At 71.4% G+C, this 22,419-nt stretch carries 22 protein-coding genes; 17 read left to right on the top strand and 5 right to left on the bottom strand.

The genetic code is table 11. The features are described 5' to 3' along the window. Positions 1–5 precede the first annotated feature (5 nt). Both infB and rbfA read left to right on the top strand, forming a co-directional pair. Complete coding sequence (infB, locus tag ASE68_RS12895) at positions 6–2,828, top strand: translation initiation factor IF-2 (protein WP_055859281.1); 2,823 nt, start codon at positions 6–8, stop codon at positions 2,826–2,828. A 57-nt stretch (positions 2,829–2,885) separates the two neighbouring features. Continuing rightward, entirely contained in the window at positions 2,886–3,371 is a 486-nt protein-coding gene (gene rbfA, locus ASE68_RS12890; RefSeq protein WP_055859280.1) for a 30S ribosome-binding factor RbfA, read from the top strand. A 63-nt stretch (positions 3,372–3,434) separates the two neighbouring features. On the opposite strand, the gene ASE68_RS12885 is transcribed toward rbfA, so the two are convergent. Beyond that, positions 3,435–4,316, bottom strand: a complete 882-nt coding sequence (locus ASE68_RS12885; RefSeq protein ID WP_055859277.1) for an A/G-specific adenine glycosylase — start codon at positions 4,314–4,316, stop codon at positions 3,435–3,437. 62 nt (positions 4,317–4,378) lie between these two features. Here ASE68_RS12885 and ASE68_RS12880 point away from each other — a divergent pair, with 62 nt between their 5' ends. From ASE68_RS12880 to ASE68_RS12870, 3 genes are all read left to right on the top strand, one after another. Beyond that, positions 4,379–4,981, top strand: a complete 603-nt coding sequence (locus ASE68_RS12880; protein WP_055859273.1) for a hypothetical protein — start codon at positions 4,379–4,381, stop codon at positions 4,979–4,981. 291 nt (positions 4,982–5,272) lie between these two features. Beyond that, on the top strand, positions 5,273–6,814 hold the full coding sequence (locus ASE68_RS12875) for a hypothetical protein (protein WP_157421640.1): 1,542 nt from the start codon (positions 5,273–5,275) through the stop codon (positions 6,812–6,814). Next, a complete protein-coding gene (locus ASE68_RS12870) occupies positions 6,811–7,458 on the top strand; it encodes a cell wall protein (protein ID WP_235480854.1) in 648 nt (215 codons plus the stop codon). The genes ASE68_RS12875 and ASE68_RS12870 overlap by 4 nt, the downstream gene beginning before the upstream one ends. A 99-nt stretch (positions 7,459–7,557) precedes the next feature. Here ASE68_RS12870 and ASE68_RS12865 read toward each other — a convergent pair whose 3' ends face one another. After that, positions 7,558–8,565 (bottom strand): ketopantoate reductase family protein, encoded by a 1,008-nt coding sequence (locus tag ASE68_RS12865; protein ID WP_055859268.1) that lies wholly within the window; start codon positions 8,563–8,565, stop codon positions 7,558–7,560. Between the two features lie 77 nt (positions 8,566–8,642). Between ASE68_RS12865 and truB the strand changes: the two genes are divergently transcribed. The 5 genes from truB to ASE68_RS12840 all read left to right on the top strand — a co-directional run bounded on the left by truB (position 8,643) and on the right by ASE68_RS12840 (position 12,624). After that, entirely contained in the window at positions 8,643–9,557 is a 915-nt protein-coding gene (truB, locus tag ASE68_RS12860; protein WP_055859265.1) for a tRNA pseudouridine(55) synthase TruB, read from the top strand. Further along, positions 9,554–9,922, top strand: coding sequence for a hypothetical protein (locus ASE68_RS12855; protein ID WP_055859262.1), 369 nt, complete (start codon positions 9,554–9,556; stop codon positions 9,920–9,922). The genes truB and ASE68_RS12855 overlap by 4 nt, the downstream gene beginning before the upstream one ends. 112 nt (positions 9,923–10,034) lie before the next feature. Then, positions 10,035–10,457: a hypothetical protein gene (locus ASE68_RS12850; RefSeq protein WP_055861320.1), complete on the top strand. Its 423-nt coding sequence runs from the start codon at positions 10,035–10,037 to the stop codon at positions 10,455–10,457. Continuing rightward, the gene (locus ASE68_RS12845; RefSeq protein ID WP_055859259.1) at positions 10,454–11,383 is read left to right on the top strand and encodes a bifunctional riboflavin kinase/FAD synthetase; all 930 of its coding nucleotides are present in this window, start codon (positions 10,454–10,456) and stop codon (positions 11,381–11,383) included. The genes ASE68_RS12850 and ASE68_RS12845 overlap by 4 nt, the downstream gene beginning before the upstream one ends. After that, the gene (locus ASE68_RS12840) at positions 11,380–12,624 is read left to right on the top strand and encodes a CynX/NimT family MFS transporter (protein WP_055859257.1); all 1,245 of its coding nucleotides are present in this window, start codon (positions 11,380–11,382) and stop codon (positions 12,622–12,624) included. The genes ASE68_RS12845 and ASE68_RS12840 overlap by 4 nt, the downstream gene beginning before the upstream one ends. A gap of 65 nt (positions 12,625–12,689) precedes the next feature. On the opposite strand, the gene ASE68_RS12835 is transcribed toward ASE68_RS12840, so the two are convergent. After that, entirely contained in the window at positions 12,690–13,622 is a 933-nt protein-coding gene (locus ASE68_RS12835) for an ROK family protein (protein WP_082462372.1), read from the bottom strand. Positions 13,623–13,739: 117 nt separating this feature from the next. Between ASE68_RS12835 and ASE68_RS12830 the strand changes: the two genes are divergently transcribed. From ASE68_RS12830 to ASE68_RS12800, 7 genes are all read left to right on the top strand, one after another. After that, positions 13,740–14,684 (top strand): sugar-binding transcriptional regulator, encoded by a 945-nt coding sequence (locus ASE68_RS12830; RefSeq protein ID WP_055859251.1) that lies wholly within the window; start codon positions 13,740–13,742, stop codon positions 14,682–14,684. Positions 14,685–14,749: 65 nt separating this feature from the next. Then, positions 14,750–15,757: a deoxyribose-phosphate aldolase gene (gene deoC / locus ASE68_RS12825; protein WP_055859247.1), complete on the top strand. Its 1,008-nt coding sequence runs from the start codon at positions 14,750–14,752 to the stop codon at positions 15,755–15,757. 12 nt (positions 15,758–15,769) lie between these two features. Then, positions 15,770–17,359 carry an aldehyde dehydrogenase family protein gene (locus ASE68_RS12820; protein WP_082462229.1) on the top strand — a complete coding sequence of 530 codons (1,590 nt, stop codon included), beginning with the start codon at positions 15,770–15,772 and terminating at the stop codon, positions 17,357–17,359. After that, positions 17,356–18,216 (top strand): aldehyde dehydrogenase family protein, encoded by an 861-nt coding sequence (locus ASE68_RS12815; RefSeq protein WP_055859242.1) that lies wholly within the window; start codon positions 17,356–17,358, stop codon positions 18,214–18,216. Before ASE68_RS12820 ends, ASE68_RS12815 begins: the two co-directional genes overlap by 4 nt. Positions 18,217–18,223: 7 nt before the next feature. Beyond that, positions 18,224–18,463 (top strand): hypothetical protein, encoded by a 240-nt coding sequence (locus tag ASE68_RS12810; RefSeq protein WP_055859237.1) that lies wholly within the window; start codon positions 18,224–18,226, stop codon positions 18,461–18,463. Positions 18,464–18,493: 30 nt separating this feature from the next. Continuing rightward, on the top strand, positions 18,494–19,957 hold the full coding sequence (locus ASE68_RS12805; protein WP_082462228.1) for an SDR family oxidoreductase: 1,464 nt from the start codon (positions 18,494–18,496) through the stop codon (positions 19,955–19,957). A gap of 121 nt (positions 19,958–20,078) precedes the next feature. After that, entirely contained in the window at positions 20,079–21,104 is a 1,026-nt protein-coding gene (locus ASE68_RS12800) for a glycerophosphodiester phosphodiesterase family protein (protein ID WP_055859232.1), read from the top strand. A gap of 60 nt (positions 21,105–21,164) precedes the next feature. Here the strand turns inward: ASE68_RS12800 and mmuM are convergent, their stop codons facing one another. Further along, positions 21,165–22,058: a homocysteine S-methyltransferase gene (gene mmuM, locus ASE68_RS12795; RefSeq protein WP_235480853.1), complete on the bottom strand. Its 894-nt coding sequence runs from the start codon at positions 22,056–22,058 to the stop codon at positions 21,165–21,167. Next, positions 22,051–22,329 (bottom strand): metal-sensitive transcriptional regulator, encoded by a 279-nt coding sequence (locus ASE68_RS12790; protein WP_055859231.1) that lies wholly within the window; start codon positions 22,327–22,329, stop codon positions 22,051–22,053. Before ASE68_RS12790 ends, mmuM begins: the two co-directional genes overlap by 8 nt. Positions 22,330–22,419 lie beyond the last annotated feature (90 nt).

Genomic DNA, 22,419 nt, shown 5'->3' with positions numbered 1-22,419 from the left:
GAGAAGTGGCTGCCAAACCACGCGTACACGAGATCGCATCCGAACTCGGCGTCGACAGCAAGATCGCCCTTGAGAAGCTCAAGGAGATGGGCGAGTACGTCAAGGGACCCTCGTCGTCCATCGAGCCCCCCGTCGCGCGCCGCCTGAAGGCCGCGCTCGAAGCAGCAGGTGCTGCGGCGAAGAACGCCGCACCCGCCGCCGCTGCACCCGCCGCGCCGGCACGCCCGGCCGCGGTCAAGCCCGGCCCGAAGCCGGCACCCAAGCCCGTCGCGGCGCCCGAGGCCCCGGCCGAGGCACCCGCCGCTGCCGCACCCGCCGACGTGCCGCTGACCGTGGCCGAGCGCCAGGCGCAGGCCGAGGAACGCGCTGCGCAGGCCGCAGCCGAGAAGGCCGCCGCCGCAGAGGCTCCCGCAGCCGCCGCGACCACCGACGCCGCACCGTCCGACGCCGTGAAGCCCGGCTCCGCGGCGAAGCCCGGTGGCTCGGCGCCCCGCCCAGGGGCTCCTCGCCCCGGCGCACCCGCTTCGCGCCCCGGCAACAACCCGTTCTCGAGCTCGCAGGGCATGGGGCAGAAGCCCGCAACCCCGCGTCCGGGCAACAACCCCTTCGCCAGCGCCCAGGGCATGGGCCAGCGCCCGAGCCCCGGCAACATCCCGCGCCCGCAGGCGCCCCGACCGGGTTCGCCCCGTCCGGGTGCTCCTCGTCCGGCCGGTGCAGGCGGTCGCCCCGGCGGCGGCTTCCAGCGCCCCGGCGGCGCAGGCGCAGGTGCCGGCGCTCGTCCCGGCGGCGGCGGTGGCTTCCAGCGCCCCGGCGGCGGCGCTCCCGGCGCAGGCGGCTTCGGCGGCCCGCGCCCCGCAGGCGGTGGCGGCGGCCGTGGTCGCGGCCCCGGCGGCGGCACGGCCGGTGCCTTCGGCCGCGGTGGCGGCAAGAGCAAGGCCCGCAAGTCGAAGCGCACGAAGCGTCAGGAATTCGAGATGCGGGAGGCCCCGTCGCTCGGCGGCGTGAGCGTTCCCCGCGGCGACGGCACCACCGTCATCCGCCTGCGTCGCGGCTCCTCGATCTCCGACTTCGCCGACAAGATCGACGCGAACCCCGGTTCGCTCGTGACGGTGCTGTTCCACCTCGGTGAGATGGCGACGGCGACCGAGTCGCTCGACGAGGCCACCTTCGAGGTACTCGGCGCAGAGCTCGGCTACAAGATCCAGGTCGTCTCGCCCGAAGACGAGGACAAGGAGCTCCTCGAGGGCTTCGACATCGACCTCGACGCCGAACTCGACGACGAGGGCGACGACGTCCTCGAGCAGCGTCCGCCCGTCGTGACCGTCATGGGTCACGTCGACCACGGTAAGACGCGACTGCTCGACGCGATCCGCAACGCCAACGTCGTCGCAGGCGAGGCCGGCGGCATCACGCAGCACATCGGTGCCTACCAGGTGCACACCGTGCACGAGGGCATCGATCGTCCGATCACCTTCATCGACACGCCGGGTCACGAGGCGTTCACCGCCATGCGTGCTCGTGGTGCGCAGGTCACCGACATCGCGATCCTCGTGGTCGCAGCCGATGACGGCATCATGCCGCAGACGATCGAGGCCCTGAACCACGCGCAGTCGGCGAACGTGCCGATCGTGGTCGCGGTCAACAAGATCGACAAGGAAGACGCCAACCCGGCGAAGGTGCGCCAGCAGCTCACCGAGTTCGGCCTCGTCGCCGAGGAGTACGGCGGAGACGTCATGTTCGTCGACGTGTCGGCCCGCAACGACATCGGCATCCAGGACCTGCTCGACGCGGTGCTCCTGACGGCCGATGCCGGTCTCGACCTGCGTGCGAACCCCAACAAGGACGCACGTGGTGTCGCGATCGAGGCGAAGCTCGACAAGGGCCGCGGTGCGGTCGCGACCGTGCTCATCCAGTCCGGAACCCTGCGCGTCGGCGACGCGATCGTCGCGGGCACGGCCTATGGCCGCGTCCGTGCGATGACCGACGAGAACGGCGACGCGGTCCTCGCGGCCACGCCGTCGCGCCCCGTCCAGGTGCAGGGCCTCTCGAGCGTGCCGCGCGCCGGTGACACCTTCCTCGTGACCGAGGAGGACCGCACTGCGCGTCAGATCGCCGAGAAGCGCGAAGCCGCCGAGCGCAACGCCCAGCTGGCCAAGGCCCGCAAGCGCATCTCGCTCGAGGACTTCACCCGTGCACTCGAAGAGGGCAAGGTCGAGTCGCTCAACCTCATCATCAAGGGTGACGTGTCGGGTGCCGTCGAGGCGCTCGAGGAGTCGCTCCTCAAGATCGAGGTCGACGACTCGGTGCAGTTGCGCATCCTCCACCGCGGTGTGGGTGCCATCACCGAGAGCGACGTCAACCTCGCGACGATCGACAACGCGATCATCGTGGGCTTCAACGTGCGCCCCGACACGAAGGCGCGCGAGCGCGCCGCTCGCGAGGGCGTCGACATCCGCTTCTACTCGGTCATCTACAACGCGATCGACGAGATCGAGGACTCGCTCAAGGGCATGCTCAAGCCCGAGTTCGAAGAGGTCCAGTCCGGTGTCGCCGAGATCCGCGAGGTGTTCCGCTCCTCGAAGTTCGGCAACATCGCCGGTGTCATCGTGCGGTCGGGAACGATCACGCGAAACGCCAAGGCGCGCGTCATCCGCGATGGCGTCGTCGTCGGCGACAACCTCGCGATCGAGTCGCTGCGTCGGTTCAAGGACGACGTCACCGAGGTGCGCACGGACTACGAAGCCGGTATCGGCCTCGGCAAGTTCAACGACATCCAGGTGGGCGACGAGATCGAGACCACCGAGCTGCGCGAGAAGCCTCGCGCGTAGTCGAGGCGGCCGGGGCGGCGAGAGCCGCCCCGGCCTCTCTTCGGAAGGAGACAGTGCATGGCTGATCCGGCACGCGCCCGAAAGATGGCGGACCGCATCAAGGAGATCGTCGCCAGACGACTCGACAAGGGCCTCCGAGACCCGCGACTCGGTTTCGTCACGATCACCGATGTCCGCGTCACCGGCGACCTGCAGCACGCGAGCATCTTCTACACGGTGTACGGCACCGATGAGGAGCGAAGCGACTCGGCCCTCGCGCTGAAGGCCGCCACCGGCATGCTGCGCACCGAGGTGGGCCGCAACATCACCGCGCGGCTCACGCCGTCGCTCGAGTTCATCCTCGACGCGATCCCCGAGAACGCCGACCACATCGCCGCGCTCCTGCGCGAGGCTCGCGAACGCGACGCCGAGACCGAGGCTGCGGCGAGCACGGCCGAGTACGCCGGCGACGCCGACCCGTACGTGAAGCCGCGCGACTTCGACGAAGACGAGTCCGAAGGCGACGAGTCCGAAGACGTCGACGAGAGCGCGACGTCTCGCTGAGAACTGAACGACCGAAGGCGCGCCCGTGAGGGCGCGCCTTCGGCGTCTCACGATGCCGTGCGCTCAGGCGTCGGGCAGCGTGAATCCGTCGTCGCCGCGCACGGCGAGTCCGTCGTGCACGAGCGACTCGATCGCGCGGTCGAGCTTGGCCGCATCGGGCCAGGCCGTCGCGAGCTCCGCACGCGCCACCGGTCGGTGCGCGGCACGCAGTTCGCGCATGACGAGCCCTCGAACCTGGCGGTCGGAGCCCTCGAACCTGGCCTGCTTCGCCGAGCGCGGGCCCTCGTAGTCGGGGCTCCCGGCGAGCCGCCACGCGCACTGCGCCGCGATCGGGCAGCTGTCGCACTGCGGCGATCGGGACGTGCAGACGGTCGCCCCGAGCTCCATCGCGGCGGCGTTGAACGTGCGCGCCGCGACATCCGCCTCTGGGAGCAGGGCGTCCATCTCCGCGAGGTCGCGTGCCGTCGACGGCGGGCCGGGGTGACCCTGCCCGAGCACGGCGCGCGCGATCACGCGTCGCGTGTTCGTGTCGACGACCGGATGCCGCGCGCCGAACGCGAACGCGGCCACCGCTCGTGCCGTGTACGGTCCGACGCCCGGCAGCGCGAGCAGGTCGTCGAGTTCGCGCGGCACCTCGCCCCCGTGGTGCTCGACCATCGCGGTCGCCGCACGGTGCAACCACAGCGCGCGGCGCGGGTACCCGAGGCGATCCCAGGCGCGCACCGCCTCGGACGGGGGAGCGGCGGCCATCGCCGCGGGCGTCGGCCAGCGTTCGATCCACGCCTGCCACCGCGGGACCACGCGGGCCACCTGCGTCTGCTGCAGCATGAACTCGCTGACGAGCACCGCCCACGGCGAGACGTCGGCCGCGCGCCACGGCAGCGGCCTCGCGGCGTCCGCGAACCAGTCGTTGACGGCCTCGGCGAGGTCGGGCGATGCGGGCATCCTCCAAGCCTAGGCAACGGATCGGGCATCGCGGCCGAGCACGCACTGGCTAGCATGGGGCCATGCACCTGGTGACGACGCCGCGCGTGACGTTCCTCCGACAGCTCTCAGACGGCATCCTCGAGCACTACGGTCGCGGTCGCATGATCGTGGCGATCGACGGGCCGCTCCGCAGCGGCAAGACCCGGTTCGGCGACGACCTCGCCGAGGTGCTCCGCGAGCGCGGGCACCGGGTGTTCCGGGCCAGCATGGAGGGGTTCCACCGTTCGCGCGCGGCGCAGGACGTGTTCGGCGTCGACACCCCCGACCGCTACTACCGCTACGGCTTCGACGAGTCGGCGCTGCGGCGCGTGCTCGTGGAGCCCTTCCGCATGGGCGGGTCGACCGCGTTCGTCACCGCCGTGCTCGACCCCGCACGCGACGCTTGGGTCGAGCCGAAATGGGTCACCGGCCCCGCGGACGCGATCCTGGTGCTCGACGGCAGGTTCGTGCTGCGGTCGCGACTCGCCGAGCTCTGGGACGTGCGGATCGCCCTCGACGGCGAACCGACCGACCCCGCCGACCTGCTCGCCTACGCGGAGTCCGACCCGCGCGACGCCGACGCGGTCGTGGTCGACGATCGCGACCCCGAGCACCCCGCACTCGCCCCGGCCGGACGACGCTGACCACCGGCATCCGGACACGCATGCGGGCGCTCGAGACGATGAACGACCCCAATTTGGGGGACAAGTCGACGTCGACACGCGAAGCGGTGGACGCCGACGATTCGATGGGGCCATACTGAAGGTTCACAGCCCTTTGCCCCCGGCTGTGCGAACCCCACCCCTAGCTCCACCCGAAGACCCGAACGTTCGGTGCGCCCGCCCAAGGCACATCGATCCATGCTGTGCGCTCGCGCACGCCCTCGGTTCTCGCCTGGGTTCGCAGACGCCGGTTTCGATCGATGGAGAACCCGAATGCCCAACCCCCGAGGTTCGGTGCGCGGCGCCGTGCGCTCATGGCGCACACGTACACGCCCCGACTCACCGAGCCTGTGGCGTCGTGCCGCGGCCGTGCTGACCACGCTCGCCCTCGCAGGCGGGCTCTCCGTCGTCGGAATGGCCGCGCCCGCGTCGGCGCACCACAACACGATCACCGCGACGTCCGTCTGCGCGACGGACGGCAAGTCGGCCACGGTCACGTGGACGGCGGTGAACTCCGAGAACGTCCGTGAGACGATCACCTCGACCACTCAGCCCGGTGTCATCGCGAAGAACACGGTCATCGCCGCGAAGGGCAGCGCGGTCGGCACCCAGACCGGGGCAGAGCTCGGCAAGAAGTACACGCTCGAGCTGAAGGGCAAGTGGGACAACGGAAACACGTCCACCGACACCGGCAGCTACACCGTGCCCGCAGCACTGTGCGACAACGACTGGCCGTACGACGCGCCGACCTGCACGGCCCTGACGGTCAAGTACCCGAAGAACGTCTCCGGCAACGATGTGAACATCCGCTTCGTCATCGACGGCAAGAAGTTGACGCTCAACTTCCACAACAACACGGGTCGCTGGAACAACACGCAGACGTTCACCTACGCATCACACGTGAATTGGCCCAAGCCCGCTCCCGACGAGTTCGTCATCGAATGGGTTCAGGTCGACGGAACGAACTACCACTGGGAGGGCAAGGTCGATTGCGGCGAAGGCAGCAAGCTGACCATCTGTCACGCCACGGCGAGCGACAAGAACCCGTACGAGCTGATCACGATCTCCAAGTCCGCTGTCGTCAGCGCACACCTGAAGCACCAGAAGGGCGAGGACATCATCCCGGCCTTCACGTACAAGGGGAAGACGTACTCGGCGCAGGGCGACCAGACGCTGCTCGTGGGCGGCTGCACTCTGCCCGCGTCCGGCGATGTGACGGTGTGCCACTGGGACCCCCAGTCGACCACCTACACCCGGTCGTGGCTGACGGTCGACCAGTTCCTCTCTGCGAAGCACGGTGAGCACACCAACGACATCTACTCGGCCTTCAGCTACTGGAACTGGGACTTCCCGTTCCTGCACTCGGTCAGGGAACGCGGTGACCAGGCACTGCTCGCGTATACCGATTGCGTCCAGCCGACGGAGGTTCCGGTTCCGGCTGAGCCTGCGTTCAGCGATGAGTGTGGTGTCGACAACTACGTGTTGACTCCGGTGCTGTCGGATGCTGTGGTCTGGGGCACGGAGGTTCCGGTTCCGGCTGAGCCTGCGTTCAGCGATGAGTGTGGTGTCGACAACTACGTGTTGACTCCGGTGCTGTCGGATGCTGTGGTCTGGGGTGCTCCGGTCCTTGCCGATGGCAAGGTCTCGATCACGGCGACGCCGGCGAAGGGCCACAAGTTCGCGGGTGCATCGCAGTCGGTGACGTTCGGTCCGTTCACGTTGAACGACGCGGCGTGTGACACGGAGGTTCCGGTGTCTCGATCACGGCGACGCCGGCGAAGGGCCACAAGTTCGCGGGTGCATCGCAGTCGGTGACGTTCGGTCCGTTCACGTTGAACGACGCGGCGTGTGAGGAGCCGATCGACCCCGTCGACCCGACCCTCGACGGTTCGGTCGCCGTGGGCGAGTGCCAGGCCGATGTGCCGTGGATTCTTTACACGGTGCAGCTCAACGACACCAACGAGTCCGTGGGTGCGAATGCGGAGGTGTTCCTCGTGATCACCGACGGCACGAACACGGAGAAGCGCTCCCTGGGCACCCTCGACGACGCCGATCACCTCGACGGCAAGACTCTCTGGCCTGGTGCATCAGTAGATGCCGACGGTAATCCGACGGGCTGGCCCGGCTGGGAGCAGAAGGCCGATGGCACCTGGGTCGAGACGACGGACAACTTCGCCTGGACTCGTGGTGACATCAGCGCGATGATCGAGGTCAACCCCGAGCTCGCGGTCGACCTGAGCTATCCGCCGGCGACGCCGGACTGCGCCAACGGCCCGACCGTCCTGCCGACAGACGGCACCGACGGCAGCGGCGACGGCGAGACCGCGACCGCAGGCGGCGGCACCGGCCTCGCGAGCACCGGCTTCGCCGGTACGGGCATCGCGATCGTCGCCGGCATCATCGTGCTGGCAGGCGCCGCGTTCCTCGTGGTGGCTCGCGTTCGCCGCAAGCGCGCGTAGCGACATCCGCTGAACAGCAGAGGGGGCCCGGTTCGCCGGGCCCCCTCGTTCTGCGTCTGCTCGATGCCGTGCAGGGCGCCCGGCTCGGCGACGAGCGGCTCAGGACTCGTCGAGCGCCCGGAGCGAATCGTGCACGCGCGCAGCGGGCAGCGGCCGCCCGGTCGCCTCGACCTCGTGCACGAGCGCCGTGAGCGCCGCATTCACCGGTGCGACGAGTCCGGCGACGGAGGCCTCGCGCACGACGGCGCCGTTCAGGAAGTCGATCTCGGTCGGCTGCCCCCGGCGCAGGCTCTGCTGGGTGGAGCCGCGATTCGACTCCCAGCCCATCCGGGCCACGAGCGCCGACGGCACGGTCGCCGCCTCGCGGAGGGGGAGTTCGGCGAAGGCGCGCAGCGAGGCGTCGTCGAGCCCGTTCAGGCTGCCGAACCGAACGCCTCGGGCGATGCCGATGCGAACGCATTCGCGCATCGACGCGGTGAGCGCGGTCAGCAGCTCGGGTGAGGCGACGACGTCGCCGAGGGTGCCCCCGACGATGGCGGGCACGGCGTTGACCATGTTCACGACGAGCTTGGTCCACTGCGCACCTCGGAAGTCGTCGAGGGCACGAACGGGCACCGCGTCGGAGAGCACGGCCGCGATCCGCACGGATTCGGCATCGGCGGGCCCGTCGCCGCGACCGAGACGGCTCTCGGCCGTCGCCGTCACGTGCACGAGCCCGGGTTCGGAATGGTCGGCGGCGATCAGTGAGAGCAGGCCGAAGCACTCCGACCCGGGCAGCAGCCGAGCGGCCGTTTCGACGCCCTCGAGGCCGTTCTGCACGACCACGACGGGGGTGCCGTCGATGAGCTCGCGGTTCGCGGCGATCGCGGCCTCGGCATCCTGCGCCTTGGTGCACACGAGCACGAGGTCGGGGCGAAGGGTCAGATGCTCACCGGCCGCGACGAGTGCGTGCACCTCGCCGTAGCCGCCGCTGAGGCGGATGCCGTCGTCGCGGATCGCGGCGAGGCCGGCACCGCGCGCGGTCACCTCGACGTCGTGGCCGGCCTGCGAGAGCAGTGCCGCGAACGTGCCGCCGAGCGCGCCGGCGCCGATGATCCCGATCCTCACCCGTCCAGCGTAGGGGCGGGGCGGCCGGGTGGGGCCGGTCGAGGGCGCGCGACCGCCCGACTGTTAGCCTGTAGGGCGTGAACAGCGGCATCCTCCTCGTCGACAAGCCGCAGGGCATCACCAGCCATGACGTGGTCGCGCGCACGCGCCGACTCGCCGGAACCCGCAGGGTCGGGCACGCCGGCACCCTCGATCCGATGGCGACCGGACTGCTCGTGCTCGGCGTCGACGGGTCGACGCGCCTGCTCACCTACCTCGTCGGACTCGACAAGGAGTACCTCGCCACGATCAGGCTCGGCGTCGGGTCGAGCACCGACGATGCCGAGGGAGAGCTGTTCGACGCGGCCTCCGCAGACCTGGTCGCGGCCGTCGACGAGGCCCACGTGGCCGATGGCATCGCGAAGCTCACGGGCGTCATCGAGCAGGTGCCGAGCGCGGTGAGCGCGATCAAGGTCGACGGCAAGCGCGCGTACCAGCGGGTGCGCGACGGCGAGCAGGTCGAGCTGAAGGCCCGCACGGTCACGATCTCGGCGTTCGAGGTGCTCGAGGTGCGCCGCGTCGACGGGTTCGTCGACCTCGACGTGCGAGTCGAGTGCTCGTCGGGCACGTACATCCGCGCGCTGGCCCGCGACCTGGGCGCCGATCTCGGCGTCGGCGGGCATCTGACGGCACTCCGCAGAACGCGCATCGGGCGGTTCGAGGTGGCCGCGGCATCCGTGCTCGAGGACCTCGACGTCGCGTCGGCGCTCATCGGTGCAGCGGATGCCGCCGAGCTCGCGCTTCCCGTCGTGCACGTCACCGGGCAGCAGGCGATCGACCTCGGCCACGGCAAGCGCATCGACGCGGCCGGAGCGCCCGAGACCGCGAAGGGTGCGCCGATCGCCGCGGTCGCCGATACAGCGGTCGGCGGCCGACGTCTCGTCGCGATCGTCGAGCGCCGCGGCGAGACCCTCAAGGTCGTCGTCGGATTCCCGCCCGAGGACGCATCGTGATCGAGTGGTTCATGTGGGTGCAGCTCGCGGTCGCGGTCGCGGCGGGGCTGCTCTGCGTCGTGCTGGGCTTCGCCGGTCGCCCGCCGAGCGACCTGTCGAACGGTTCGCTCGTGCTCGTCGAGCTGCTGCTCGTGGTGCAGGTCGTGGTGTCGATCGCGGCTCCGGCGTTCGGCAACGTGCCGACGGGCAGCGCGCTGGAGTTCGGCGTGTACCTGTTCGCCGCACTGCTGGTGCCGCCCGCGGCGATCTTCTGGGCGCTGCTGGATCGCAGCCGCTGGAGCACGGTCGTGCTCGGCGTCGGTGCGCTCGCGGTCGCGGTGATGCTCTACCGCATGTTCCAGATCTGGACCGTGCAGCTGGCGTGACCGGCGTCTGAGAGAATCGAACGACATGTCTGAAACGCCCGCGCACGCCGCGAACACCGCGCACGCCGCCGAATCCGTGAACACCGCCACCGCCTCCGAGGTCCGCCCGCGCATGAGCGGCGTCGGCCGCGTGCTCGTGGCGGTGTACGCCGTGCTCGCGCTGGCCGCGACCGGCCGGTCGTTCTACCAGATCGCGACGAAGTTCGACGAGGCGCCCGTGGCCTACGCGCTGTCCGCGCTCGCGGCGGTCGTGTACATCGTGGCGACGATCGCGCTGGTCCGTCAGGGCCGGGTCTGGTACCGCGTCGCCTGGGCGACCCTCGTGTTCGAGTTCACGGGGGTGCTCGTGGTCGGCGTGCTCAGCATCCTCGACCCGCAGCTGTTCCCGCACGACACGGTGTGGTCGTGGTTCGGTCGCGGGTACCTGTTCATCCCGTTGGTGCTGCCGGTGCTCGGCATGTGGTGGCTGGCGAAGCACCGGCCCCACACCTCGGCCGCGACATCCGACGACCTCACGAGAACGGATGTCGCGTGAAGACCTTCAAGGGCGTCGACGGGGTTCCGGCCGGCTTCGGTCCGAGCGCGGTCACGATCGGCAAGTTCGACGGCGTGCACTCCGGCCACCGCACCCTCATCGAGCGCATCCGCACGATCGCCGGCGAGCGCGGTCTCGTGACGGCCGCGGTCACGTTCGACCGCAACCCGCTCGCGCTGCTCGCGCCCGACAAGTGCCCCGAGCCGCTCGTGAGCGTGCGGCAGAAGCTCGAGCTGCTCGCCACGACGGGCGTCGACGCGACCCTGCTGCTGCCGTTCGACCGCGCCCTGGCCTCGGTGCCGGCTGCGGAGTTCGTCGAGCGCGTGCTCGTGCGGGCGCTCGACGCGAAGGTCGTGCTCGTCGGCAAGGACTTCCGCTACGGCGCCCGCGGCGCCGGCGACGTCGACCTGCTCATCGAGCTCGGCCGCGAGTTCGGCTACGACGTCGAGGTCGTCGATGACGTGCGCCCCGAGGGGGAGCGCCGGGTGTCATCGACGTGGATCCGCGAGATCCTCGCCGAGGGCGACGTGCGGCACGCGACCGCGCTGCTCGGGCACACGCCGACCGTGTCCGGCATCGTCGTGCACGGCGCGAAGCGCGGCCGCGAGCTCGGGTTCCCGACGGCGAACCTCACGCCTGAGTCCGAGGGCCTCGTGCCGGCCGACGGCGTGTACGCCGGGTGGCTGACCGACGCCGGCACCCGGTATCCGGCGGCCATCTCGGTCGGCGACAACCCGACGTTCGAGGGCGTGGCGCCCAAGCAGGTCGAGGCCTACGTGCTCGACCGCGAGCTCGACCTCTACGACCACGTCGTCGACGTCGAGTTCGTCGACCGCATCCGCGGCATGGTCGCGTTCACGAGCATCCCCGACCTCATCGAGACGATGCGCGACGACGTCGAGCGCGCGAAGCAGATCCTCGCGTGACCGGGGCCATCCCGGCGATCCCGTCGGGTGAGCCGGCGAGGCCGCTGTGGGCGGGGCGCACGCTGGCGCTCCTCGGCATCCTGCTCGTGGCGTCGAGCCTGCGCACGGGCGTCGCCTCGCTGTCGCCGATCATCGACCACATCGATGCGGACATCCCGCTCCCGCCGGCGCTGGTGGGTCTGCTCGGCATGCTCCCGCCGCTGTGCTTCGCCGTGTTCGGCATCCTGACCCCGCTCATCGCGAAGCGGCTGGGGCTCGAGCGCACCGTCGTCGTGGCGCTCGCGGTGCTCGCGATCGGCCTGGCGGGGCGCGGTCTCGCGCCCGAGGCGGTCACGCTCATCGCCGCGAGCGTGCTGGTGTTCGCCGCCGTCGGCGTCGGCAACGTGCTGCTGCCGCCGCTCGTGAAGCGCTACTTCTCCGACCGCGTCGGGCTCGTGACGACGCTCTACGTGTCGATCATCTCGGTGAGCACGTTCGTGCCGCCGCTCATCGCGGTGCCGGTGGCGGATGCCGCGGGCTGGCGCGTCTCGCTCGGCGAGTGGGCGCTCATCGCGCTCATCGCGCTCGTGCCGTGGATCGCGCTGCTCGTGCACCCGCGCGCGAAGGCGGCGGAGGCGCTGCCCGAGGAGGCGGCGGGCGGTCAGGTTCGACGCGCGCTGGGCTCGCCGATCGCGTGGGCGCTCGCGACGATCTTCGCGGTGTCGTCGGTCAACGCGTACGTCATGTTCGCGTGGCTTCCGAGCATCGTCACCGACGTGGCGGGGGTCACGAACGCCCAGGCGGGCGCGCTGCTCTCGCTGTTCGCCGCGATGGGACTTCCGGCGGCCTTGCTCGTGCCGGTCGTCGCGGCACGCTACGACCGGGTCCGCACGCTGGTCGTCATCTCGGTGCTCGCGTTCCTGATCGGCTACGGCGGACTGCTGCTCGCGCCCGAGGCCGCGATCTGGCTCTGGGTCGCCCTGATCGGCACGGGGCCGCTGCTGTTCCCGCTCGCCCTCGTGCTCATCAACCTGCGCACCCGCTCGCATGACGGGTCGATCGCCCTGAGCGGCGTCGTGCAGTCGGTCGGCTACCTCATCGCGGCCGTCGCGCCCATCGGCATCGGCCTCGTGCACGAGGCCACCGGCGGCTGGACCGTGCCGCTCGTGATCCTCGCGGCGACGGCGGTTCCGGCCGCGATCGCCGGGTTCCTCGCTGCGCGACCCGGGTACCTCGAAGACGAGCGGCACGCCCACCGGTAGTCGCCGGCGCCACGGCGCCACGGCGCTCGGGCACGCCGGCCTCGTGCGCACCCGAGGTCGCGGACTCAGACGACGAGCTCGGGCCGATGCACGAGTGCGGCGGCGCCGACGAGCGGCCCCTCGTCGGAGAGCGCGGACGGCTCGATGCGCGTGCGGGTCACGAACCCGAAGGTGACGCGCTCGGCGAGTGCCGCCCGAGCATGCTCGAAGAGGGCGGGGGAGACCCGGCTGAACCCGCCGCCGATGGCGACGACGTCGAGGTCGAGCAGGCTCGAGGCGGATGCCGCGGCACGGCCGATCGCGGTTCCGGCGCGTTCGACCGCGGCCAGGGCCACGGGGTCGCCGGCGGCATGCGCGGCGGCGAGGTCCTCGCCCGTCGTGCCCTCGAAGCCCTGCGCGCGAGCCCAGGCCACGGTGCGCGGACCCGAGGCGACGGCCTCGAGGCATCCGCGACCGCCGCAGGGGCATGGGTCGTCGAACCCGCCGACCTCGATGTGGCCGATGTGCCCGCCGTTGCCGGTGGGGCTCGGCACGGCGCGGTCGCCGAGCACGAGCCCGCCGCCGACGCCCGTCGAGACGATCATGCCGAGCAGGTTGTGCGCGCCGCGGCCTGCGCCGATCCAGTGCTCGGCGAGGGCGATGCAGAGGCCGTCGATGCGCAGCACCACGGGCGTGCCCGGCACGAGGCTCGCGACGAAGTCGGCGAGCGGGTAGTCGCGCCAGACGGGCACGTTGAGCGGTGAGACGGTGCCGTCGGCGACGCCGATCGGCCCGGCGGCGCCGATGCCGATGCCGATCACGGCTGCGTCGTCTGGCACGGCGGCGGCTGCGCCGAGCACCACGTCGCGCACGGCCTGCTCGAGGTCCGTGCTCGTGGCCGTCGGCCCGGTGGGCCGGCGGTGCCGGGACGCGGGGAGCACGGCGCCCTGATCGTCGACGAGGGCGGCTTCGACCTTGGTGCCGCCGAGGTCGATGGCGATGGCGAGGGGGCGGGTCACGAAGCCAGCATAGGGTGCGCGCGGATCCGCCATCCCTGCTCATATGAGCACGAATGCACGCGAGTGTTGCCGATGAGCGGCGACCTGCCTACGCTGGAGGTGAGCGGAAGGACAGGTGTGGACGAGATCGACGAACTCCTCTCGATCCGAGCGGCTGAGCTCTACTACGAGGAGAATAAGACGCAGGACGAGATCGGGCAGGCGCTCCGCCTCACCCGGTGGAAGGTCGGCCGACTCCTCGCGCAGGCCAAGCAGGAGGGCTTCATCCGCATCGAGATCCTGCATCCGCGGGCGAGGCGGCTGCCCATCGAGCGCCGCCTCCGCGACGAGCGCGGGCTCACCGACGCGGTGGTCGTCTCCTCGGCCGGCGTCGCCTCGGCCGAAGAACTGCAGGCGCGCACCGCGCAGGCCGCGGCCGACTACCTGACCTCGCTCCGCCCCGTGCCCCGCACCCTCGGCGTGAGCTGGGGGCGAACCCTCTTCGAGATCTCGCAGCACCTGCGCAACGGCTGGGCCACCGGCGTCAACGTCGTGCAGATCAACGGCGGCGTGAGCCTCAACCGTCGCCCGGGCACCGCGGCGGCGACCGCCGTCGGCATCGCGCAGAAGGGCGGCGGCAGCGCCACGCTGCTGCCGAGCCCCGCGATCCTCGAGCGCCTCGAGACGAAGCACGCGATCGAGGCCGACCGCGTGGTCGCCGGCGTCATCGACCTCGCCCGCTCCGCCGACGCCTACGTGTTCAGCGCGGGCGCGGCCGATCACAGCTCGGTGCACGTCGAGAGCGGCTACCTCTCCGAGACCGACGTCGACCTGCTCGTGGCCAAGGGCGCCGTCGGCGACGTCGTCGGCCGCTACATCGACTCCGACGGCAACATCGTCGACCCCGCCCTCGATGCGCGAACGGTCGGGCTCACGCTCGACGAGCTGCGCGAGGCAACCCTCGGCATCGCCGTGATCGCAGGCCGTGCCAAGCACGCGGTCGCCGACGCGGTCGTGCGCAGCGGCCTCTGCTCGGTGCTCGTCACCGACGAGGCCACCGCCCTCCACCTCCTCGACGGCTGACGCTCGCGCCCACGCGCACGCAGCCGACCGTCGTTCACCGAAACACCGAAAGCCAGGTCCCCACCATGACAGGCACATCACTCATCTCCGCGAGGGAGCGGGCGCTCGCCGTGCTCGGCGGCGAACCCGACGACGCGACGCTGCGCAGGTACCTGCACGGCATCCCGGGCGTCGACGCGGTCGGCCTCGAGCAGCGTGCGGCCGGTCTCGGCACGCGCAGCATCAAGACGACCTCCAAGCAGTGGGCGCTCGACCGCATCATCGAACTGATCGACCTCACGACGCTCGAGGGCGCAGACACCCCCGGCAAGGTGCGCTCGCTCGTCGCGAAGGCGATGACCCCGGATCCGGCCGACCCCACCACGCCGCGCGTCGCGGCGGTCTGCGTCTACGGCGACATGGTGCCCTACGCCGTCCAGGCGCTCGGCGCCGCGCACGGCGACCCCGACGACGGACTCATCTCGGTCGCGGCCGTGGCCACGGCCTTCCCGAGCGGCCGTGCGTCGCTCGAGATCAAGCTGGCCGACACGGCCGAGGCGGTCGCCGCCGGTGCAGACGAGATCGACATGGTCATCGACCGCGGTGCGTTCCTCGCCGGCCGCTACGGCCTCGTCTTCGACCAGATCGCCGCCGTGAAGGAGGCCTGCCGCCGCAGCGACGGCACGAGCGCCAGCCTCAAGGTGATCCTCGAGACCGGCGAGCTCGTCACGTACGACAACGTGCGCCGGGCGTCGTGGCTCTCGATCCTCGCGGGCGGCGACTTCATCAAGACCTCCACCGGCAAGGTGCCGTCGGCGGCGACCCTGCCCGTGACGCTGCTCATGCTCGAGGTCGTGCGCGACTGGCACCTCGCGACCGGCCAGCGCATCGGCGTGAAGCCCGCGGGCGGCATCCGCACCTCGAAGGACGCGATCAAGTACCTCGTGACCGTCGCCGAGACCGTGGGCGAGGAGTGGCTCGTGCCGCACCTGTTCCGCTTCGGCGCCTCGAGCCTGCTGAACGACGTGCTGCTGCAGCGCCAGAAGCTGGCCACCTCGCACTACTCCGGCCCCGACTACGTCACGATCGACTGAGACGAGCAACGCATGAGCTTCCTCGAATACGCACCGGCCCCCGAATCTACGGCGGTCCTCAACCTGCGCGAGCAGTACGGCCTCTTCATCGACGGCGAGTTCGTCGACGGCCGCGGCACGCCGTTCCAGACCATCTCTCCCGCGACCGAGGCCCGCATCGCGATGATCTCGAACGCGAACGAGGCGGATGTCTCCGACGCCGTCGCCGCCGCCCGTCGCGCCTACGACCGCACCTGGTCGCGCATGAGCGGGCGCGACCGCGGCAAGTACCTGTTCCGCATCGCGCGGCTCGTGCAGGAGCGCGCCCGCGAGCTCGCCGTGGCCGAGTCCCTCGACAACGGCAAGCCCATCAAGGAGTCCCGCGACGTCGACGTTCCGCTCGTCGCGGCCTGGTTCTTCTACTACGCGGGCTGGGCCGACAAGCTCGATCACGCCGGACTCGGCGCGAACCCGCGCGCGCTCGGCGTGGCCGCGCAGGTCATCCCGTGGAACTTCCCGCTGCTGATGCTCGCGTGGAAGATCGCGCCCGCGCTCGCGGCCGGCAACACGGTCGTGCTGAAGCCGGCCGAGACCACGCCGCTCACGGCGCTCATCTTCGCCGAGATCCTGCAGCAGGCCGACCTGCCGCCCGGCGTCGTGAACATCGTCACCGGCGCCGGCGACACGGGCGCGGCACTCGTCGCGCACGAGGGCGTCGACAAGGTGGCGTTCACCGGCTCGACGGCGGTCGGCCGTGCCATCGCGAAGCAGATCGCGGGCACCGACAAGAAGGCCACCCTCGAGCTCGGCGGCAAGGCCGCGAACATCGTGTTCGACGACGCGCCGATCGACCAGGCGATCGAGGGCATCGTCAACGGCATCTTCTTCAACCAGGGCCACGTCTGCTGCGCCGGCTCGCGCCTGCTCGTGCAGGAGAACATCCACGACGAGGTCGTCGACCGGCTGAAGAACCGCCTGTCGACCCTGCGACTCGGCGACCCGCTCGACAAGAACACCGACATCGGCGCCATCAACTCGCGCGAGCAGCTCGAACGCATCCGCGAGCTCTCAGACCTCGGCGAGGCTGAGGGTGCCGAGCGCTGGACCGCGCCGTGCGAGATCCCCGAGAACGGGTTCTGGTTCGCCCCGACGATCTTCACGGGCGTGCAGACCTCGAGCCGCATCGCGCGCGACGAGATCTTCGGCCCGGTGCTCTCGGTGCTCACGTTCCGCACGCCGGCCGAGGCCATCGCCAAGGCGAACAACACGCCCTACGGCCTCTCGGCGGGCATCTGGAGCGACAAGGGCAGCCGCATCCTCGCGGTCGCCGACCAGCTTCGCGCCGGCGTCATCTGGGCGAACACGTTCAACCGGTTCGACCCGGCCTCGCCGTTCGGCGGCTACAAGGAGTCCGGCTACGGCCGCGAGGGCGGCCGCCACGGCCTCGCCGCGTACCTCGCACCGGCGCCGATCGGTGGGCAGGCCTCGGTCGCCCGTTCCGCATCGCGGGCCGCGGTCGAGGCATCCGGTGCGGATGCCACGGCCGTCGGGGCGGAGCCGACGGCCCGTCGCACCCGTGCGACCCGAACAGCCAAGGCCGCGACGAAGGGATCGAAGCGATGAGCCGCCTCGCCGTGCCGAAGACGTACAAGCTCTACATCGGCGGCGCCTTCCCGCGCAGCGAGTCCGGCCGCACCTACGAGGTGCGCTCCGCGACCGGCGCGTTCCTCGCGAACGCCGCGAAGGGCTCCCGCAAGGACGCCCGCGACGCGGTGGTCGCCGCACGATCCGCGGTCGGCGGATGGGCGGGCGCCACCGCCTACAACCGCGGCCAGGTGCTCTACCGCATCGCCGAGCTGCTCGAGGGTCGTCGCGCCCAGTTCATCGCCGAGATCGAGGAGGCCGAGGGCGTCACGCGCGCCGCGGCATCCGCCCAGGTCGACGAGGCGATCGACCGCTGGGTCTGGTACGCCGGCTGGGCCGACAAGTTCGCCCAGGTCGCGGGCAACGCGAACCCGGTCGCGGGGCCGTACTTCAACATCTCGGTGCCAGAGCCGACCGGCGTCGTCGCGATCATCGCGCCGCAGGGCTCGTCGCTGCTCGGATTCGTCTCCGCCGTCGCGCCGGCGCTCGTCGCGGGCAACGCGGTGGTCGTGGTCGCGAGCGAGCGGTTCCCGCTGTCGGCGATCAGCCTCGCCGAGGTGCTCGCCACGAGCGACGTGCCGAAGGGCGTCGTCAACGTGCTCACCGGCTCGCCGGCCGAGATCGCCCCGTGGCTCGCGAGCCACGCCGACGTCAACGCGCTCGACCTCGTCGGCGCCGGCGACCTCGACTGGGTCGACCTCGAGATCGCCGCGGCCGACACGCTGAAGCGCGTGCTGCGGCCCGAGCAGGGTCCGGATGCCGCGGCGCCGGCGCTCGGTCGCATCTCGGCGTTCACCGAGACGAAGACGGTCTGGCACACGAAGAGCATGAAGTAGCGGGCTCGTGTCCGGACGCGACGGTGCCTCCGACGAGCGGGGCCGGCTCGAGTCCGACCCGTTCGACTACCGGCTCACGGGCCGCGGCGGCGTGATCGTGTATCGCGGCGGCCGGCCCGTGATGACGGTGGGCGGCCACGACGCCGCCCGGCTCATCGATGCGCTGCAACGTGCAGACGATTCCCGGGTGCAGCACCTGTTGGCGAGGGCGAGCGGCAACTATCGTCGGGGGAACGAGCGCGGCTGACCGCCGAGCATCTCGACGCGAGGGGGCATCGTGCGAATCCTCGTGACGGGGGCGACCGGGTACATCGGTGGCCGGCTGGTGCCGCGCCTGCTCGCGGCGGGGCATGAGGTGCGCGTTCTCGTGCGCCGGCCCGAACGCCTGCGCGACGTGCCGTGGGCCGCCTCGCTCGACGTCGTCGCCGGTGATCTCGCCGATGCTGCGGCGGTCGACGCCGCGATGTCCGGCATCGAGGCGGTGTACTACCTCGTGCACTCGATGGGCGCGCGCGGCGACTTCGAGGAGGCCGAGCTCGCGATCGCGCGCAACGTCGGCGACGCGGCGTTCCGGCACGGCGTGCGCCGCATCGTGTACCTCGGCGGCCTGCACCCCGAGGGGCGGCCGCTGTCGAGGCACCTGCGCTCGCGCGCCGCGGTCGGCGAGATCCTGCTGGGCTCCGGCGTGCCGACGATCGTGCTGCAGGCGGGCGTCGTCATCGGATCCGGTTCGACGTCGTTCGAGATGATCCGGCACCTGACCGAGGTGCTGCCGTACATGCCGGCCCCGCGCTGGGTGCGCAGCTTCATCCAGCCGATCGCGGTGCGCGACGTGCTGCACTACCTGATCGCGGCGATCGAGGTCCCGTCAGACGTGAATCGGGCGTTCGACATCGGCGGACCCGACGTGTACCGCTACGGCCAGCTCATGAACGGCTACGCGGTCGAGGCCGGCCTGCGGCAGCGGCCGATCGCCGCACTGCCGGTGCTGACGCCTTGGCTGGCGGGCCAGTGGGTCAACCTCGTGACGCCGATCCCGCGCCGCCTCGCGGTGCCCATCATCGAGTCGCTGCAGTTCGACTGCGTCGTGCACGACCACGACATCGACGCCGTGATCCCGCCGCCCGCCGAGGGGCTGCTGCCCTATCGCACCGCGGTCCGCCTGGCGCTCGACCGCGAGCGCGAGGGCGAGGTCGAGACGAGCTGGCGCAACGCCGAGGTCGCCGGCGCGCCCAGCGATCCGCTGCCGAGCGACCCCGACTGGTCGGGGCACACGGTCTACGTCGACGAGCGCGAGCGCGAGACGTCTGCGACGCCCGCGGCGCTGTGGCGGGTCGTCGAGGGCGTGGGCGGCGAGAACGGCTGGTACTCGTTCCCGCTCGCGTGGGCGCTGCGCGGGTGGATCGACAAGCTCACGGGGGGCGTCGGCCTCCGCCGCGGCCGCCTCGATCCCGAGACGCTCCATGTCGGCGACGCGGTCGACTTCTGGCGGGTCGAGGCCATCGAGCGCGGCGCGTTCCTGCGGCTGCGGGCCGAGATGCGGGTGCCGGGCCGGGCCTGGCTCGAGCTGTCGGCGTCCGATGCGCCGGGTGGCTCGCGCTACCGGCAGCGTGCCGTGTTCTTCCCGAAGGGCCTGCCGGGCCGGCTGTACTGGTGGGGGATCCTGCCGTTCCACGGGGTGATCTTCGCCGGCATGGCGAACCGCATCACGGCCGAGGCCGAGGCCGACGAACGCGAGTGACGCGGCATCCGATGCCCGGCGACGCACCCGCCGAAAAAAGGTAACGAAACGGTAACGCTCTTTGCTAGAGTGACGGGCACCGCCGCGCAAAGCCGCGCGAACGGTGGAAAGGCCCGAACCCGTGACTCGCACCATCCGTGCGATCGCCCCGACGATCGCGCTGCGTCAAGACGACCCGAACGACCTCGACGCCCACACGACGAACCCGACCGCATCGCCCGGTGACGCGCCCGGCGCCCGACTGCCGGGCCGGCTCCTGCACCGCCTCGCGCACCCGCCGAGGCGCCCGGTCCGCGTGCTGCTCGGCGCGGTCGGCGTGGCGACGGTCTCGCTGCTGCTCATCATCACCGGCATCCCGACGAGCGCCACGGCCCGCGACGTCTTCGGCGCGCTCCGCGGCCCCGGAGAGCCGGCGTTCATCGTCGGGCACCGCGGCGATCGCGCCTCCGCGCCCGAGAACACGATGACCTCGCTCGAGCTCGCCATGGACCGCCTCGCCTACGTCGAGACCGACGTGCAGCTCAGCCGCGACGGCGTGCCGATGCTCTTCCACGACACCGACCTCGAGCGCATCACGGGCGACCACCGCTCGGTCGGCGACCTCGACGCCGCCGACCTGCGCCGGCTCGACGTCGGCGCCTGGTACGGCGCCGAGTTCGCAGGGGAGCGGATGCCGACGCTCGACGCGTTCTTCACGGCCCTGGCCGAGCGACCCGACGCCAGGGCGCTCGTCGAACTCAAGGCCGACTGGACGGCCGACGAGGTGCGCACGGTCGTGGATCGCATCGAGCGCCACGGCCTGCGCGGGCGCGTGGTGCTGCAGAGCTTCAGCCTCGAGACGCTCTTCGCCCTGCAGCGGGTGTCGCCGTCGACGCCGCGCATCATGCTGATCCGCGAGTTGCCGGCCGACCCGGTGCCGCTCGCGCAACGACTGGGACTCGTCGGCTTCGGCACGACCGCGGCATCCGTCACCGCGCAGCCGCAGGCGCTCGAGGCACTGCACGAGGCCGAGGTCGCGGTGCTCTGCTACACGCTCAACTCGCACGAGCGCTGGCAGGAGGTCGGCGCGCTCGGCGTCGACGGCATCATCACCGACGAGCCGAGCGAGCTCGACGAGTGGCTCGCCGTGACTGCGCCCGGCACCTGAGGTCTCGCGCACCGGCCGGGGGAGTGCCGGCCGGGGGAGTGCCGGCCGGGGGAGCGCCCGTCAGGCGAGCGCCGCGGCGATCGCCGCGATGTCGGCCGGCCCGGTGCGGCAGCATCCGCCGATCAGGTTCGCACCCGCGTCGCGCCAGCTGCGCACGAGGCCCACGTCGAAGCCGGCGGTGCCGTGCCAGGTGCGCGCGACCGCATCCCAGGCCTCGCCGCTGTTCGGGTAGGCCACGACGGGCTTGTCGGTCACCGAGCGGGCGATCTCGACGGCGCCCCGCACCTGGTCGGGCGGGCAGCAGTTGACGCCGACGGCGATCACGTCGGCGGATGCCGCAGCGAGCCCGAACGCGTCGGCGAGCGGCTCGCCCGTGCGCAGGCGCTCGCCGTCGGGCGTCACCGAGACCCAGGCGCGGATGCCGGCGCCCTCGAGTTCGAGCACGAGCGCCTCGACCTCGCGGAGCGAGGGGATCGTCTCGACGGCGATGAGGTCGGCGCCCGCATCGGCCAGCAGCCGCAGCCGGTCGTGGTGCCAGGCTCGCAGCTCGGCGACGTCGAGGCCGTCGTCGCCGCGGTACTCCGAGCCGTCGGCGAGCGAGGCGCCGTATGGCCCGATCGAGGCGGCGACCCAGCCATGACCTGCCTCGTCGCGGGCGCGCGCGGCGAGTTCGACGCTGCGGGCGAGCATGCGCCGCGCCTCACGGGCGTCGCGGCCGGCCGCCGCGAAGCCGGACTCGGACACCTGGTACGACGCCGTGACGGCGACGTCTGCACCCGCCTCGAAGTAGTCGCGGTGTGCGGCGAGGATCGCGTCGGGCTGCTCGAGAAGGGTCTGCGCGCTCCAGAGTGGAGCCGTGACATCCGCCCCTCGATCGGTGAGCAGCGTGCCGAGCCCGCCGTCGACGACGAGGGGACGGCTCGTGAGCAGGCTCAGGAGCGCCGCATCACCCACGGTTGTTCGACAGCTCGAAGATGCGGATCAGCTCCGCGACCGCGGCCTCGCGCTGCTCGCCGCCCGCCTCGTACATCTCGCTCACGTGCGTGCGCAGGTGGTTCTCGACGAGCAGCTTGTTGAGCGACCCGAGCGACTTCTGCACGGCGAGCGAGAGCGTGATGATGTCGACGCAGTAGTCCTCGTTCTCGATCATCTTCTCGATGCCGCGCAGCTGGCCCTCGATGATCTTCGTGCGGTGCAGGGCGCGCTTCTTGATGTCCTCGATCACCCTTCCATCGTAATCCCCGCGCGCAGGTACCCCGGGGGGTACCGGTTACGCTGTGCGCCCGATCGACCAGGGTCGACCCGAGGCGCTAGC

Source organism: Agromyces sp. Leaf222 (genome assembly GCF_001421565.1).
In the GTDB taxonomy this organism is placed as follows: domain Bacteria; phylum Actinomycetota; class Actinomycetes; order Actinomycetales; family Microbacteriaceae; genus Agromyces.
Note: the sequence above shows the minus strand (reverse complement) of the source record. Positions and strands in the feature narration are given on the sequence as shown.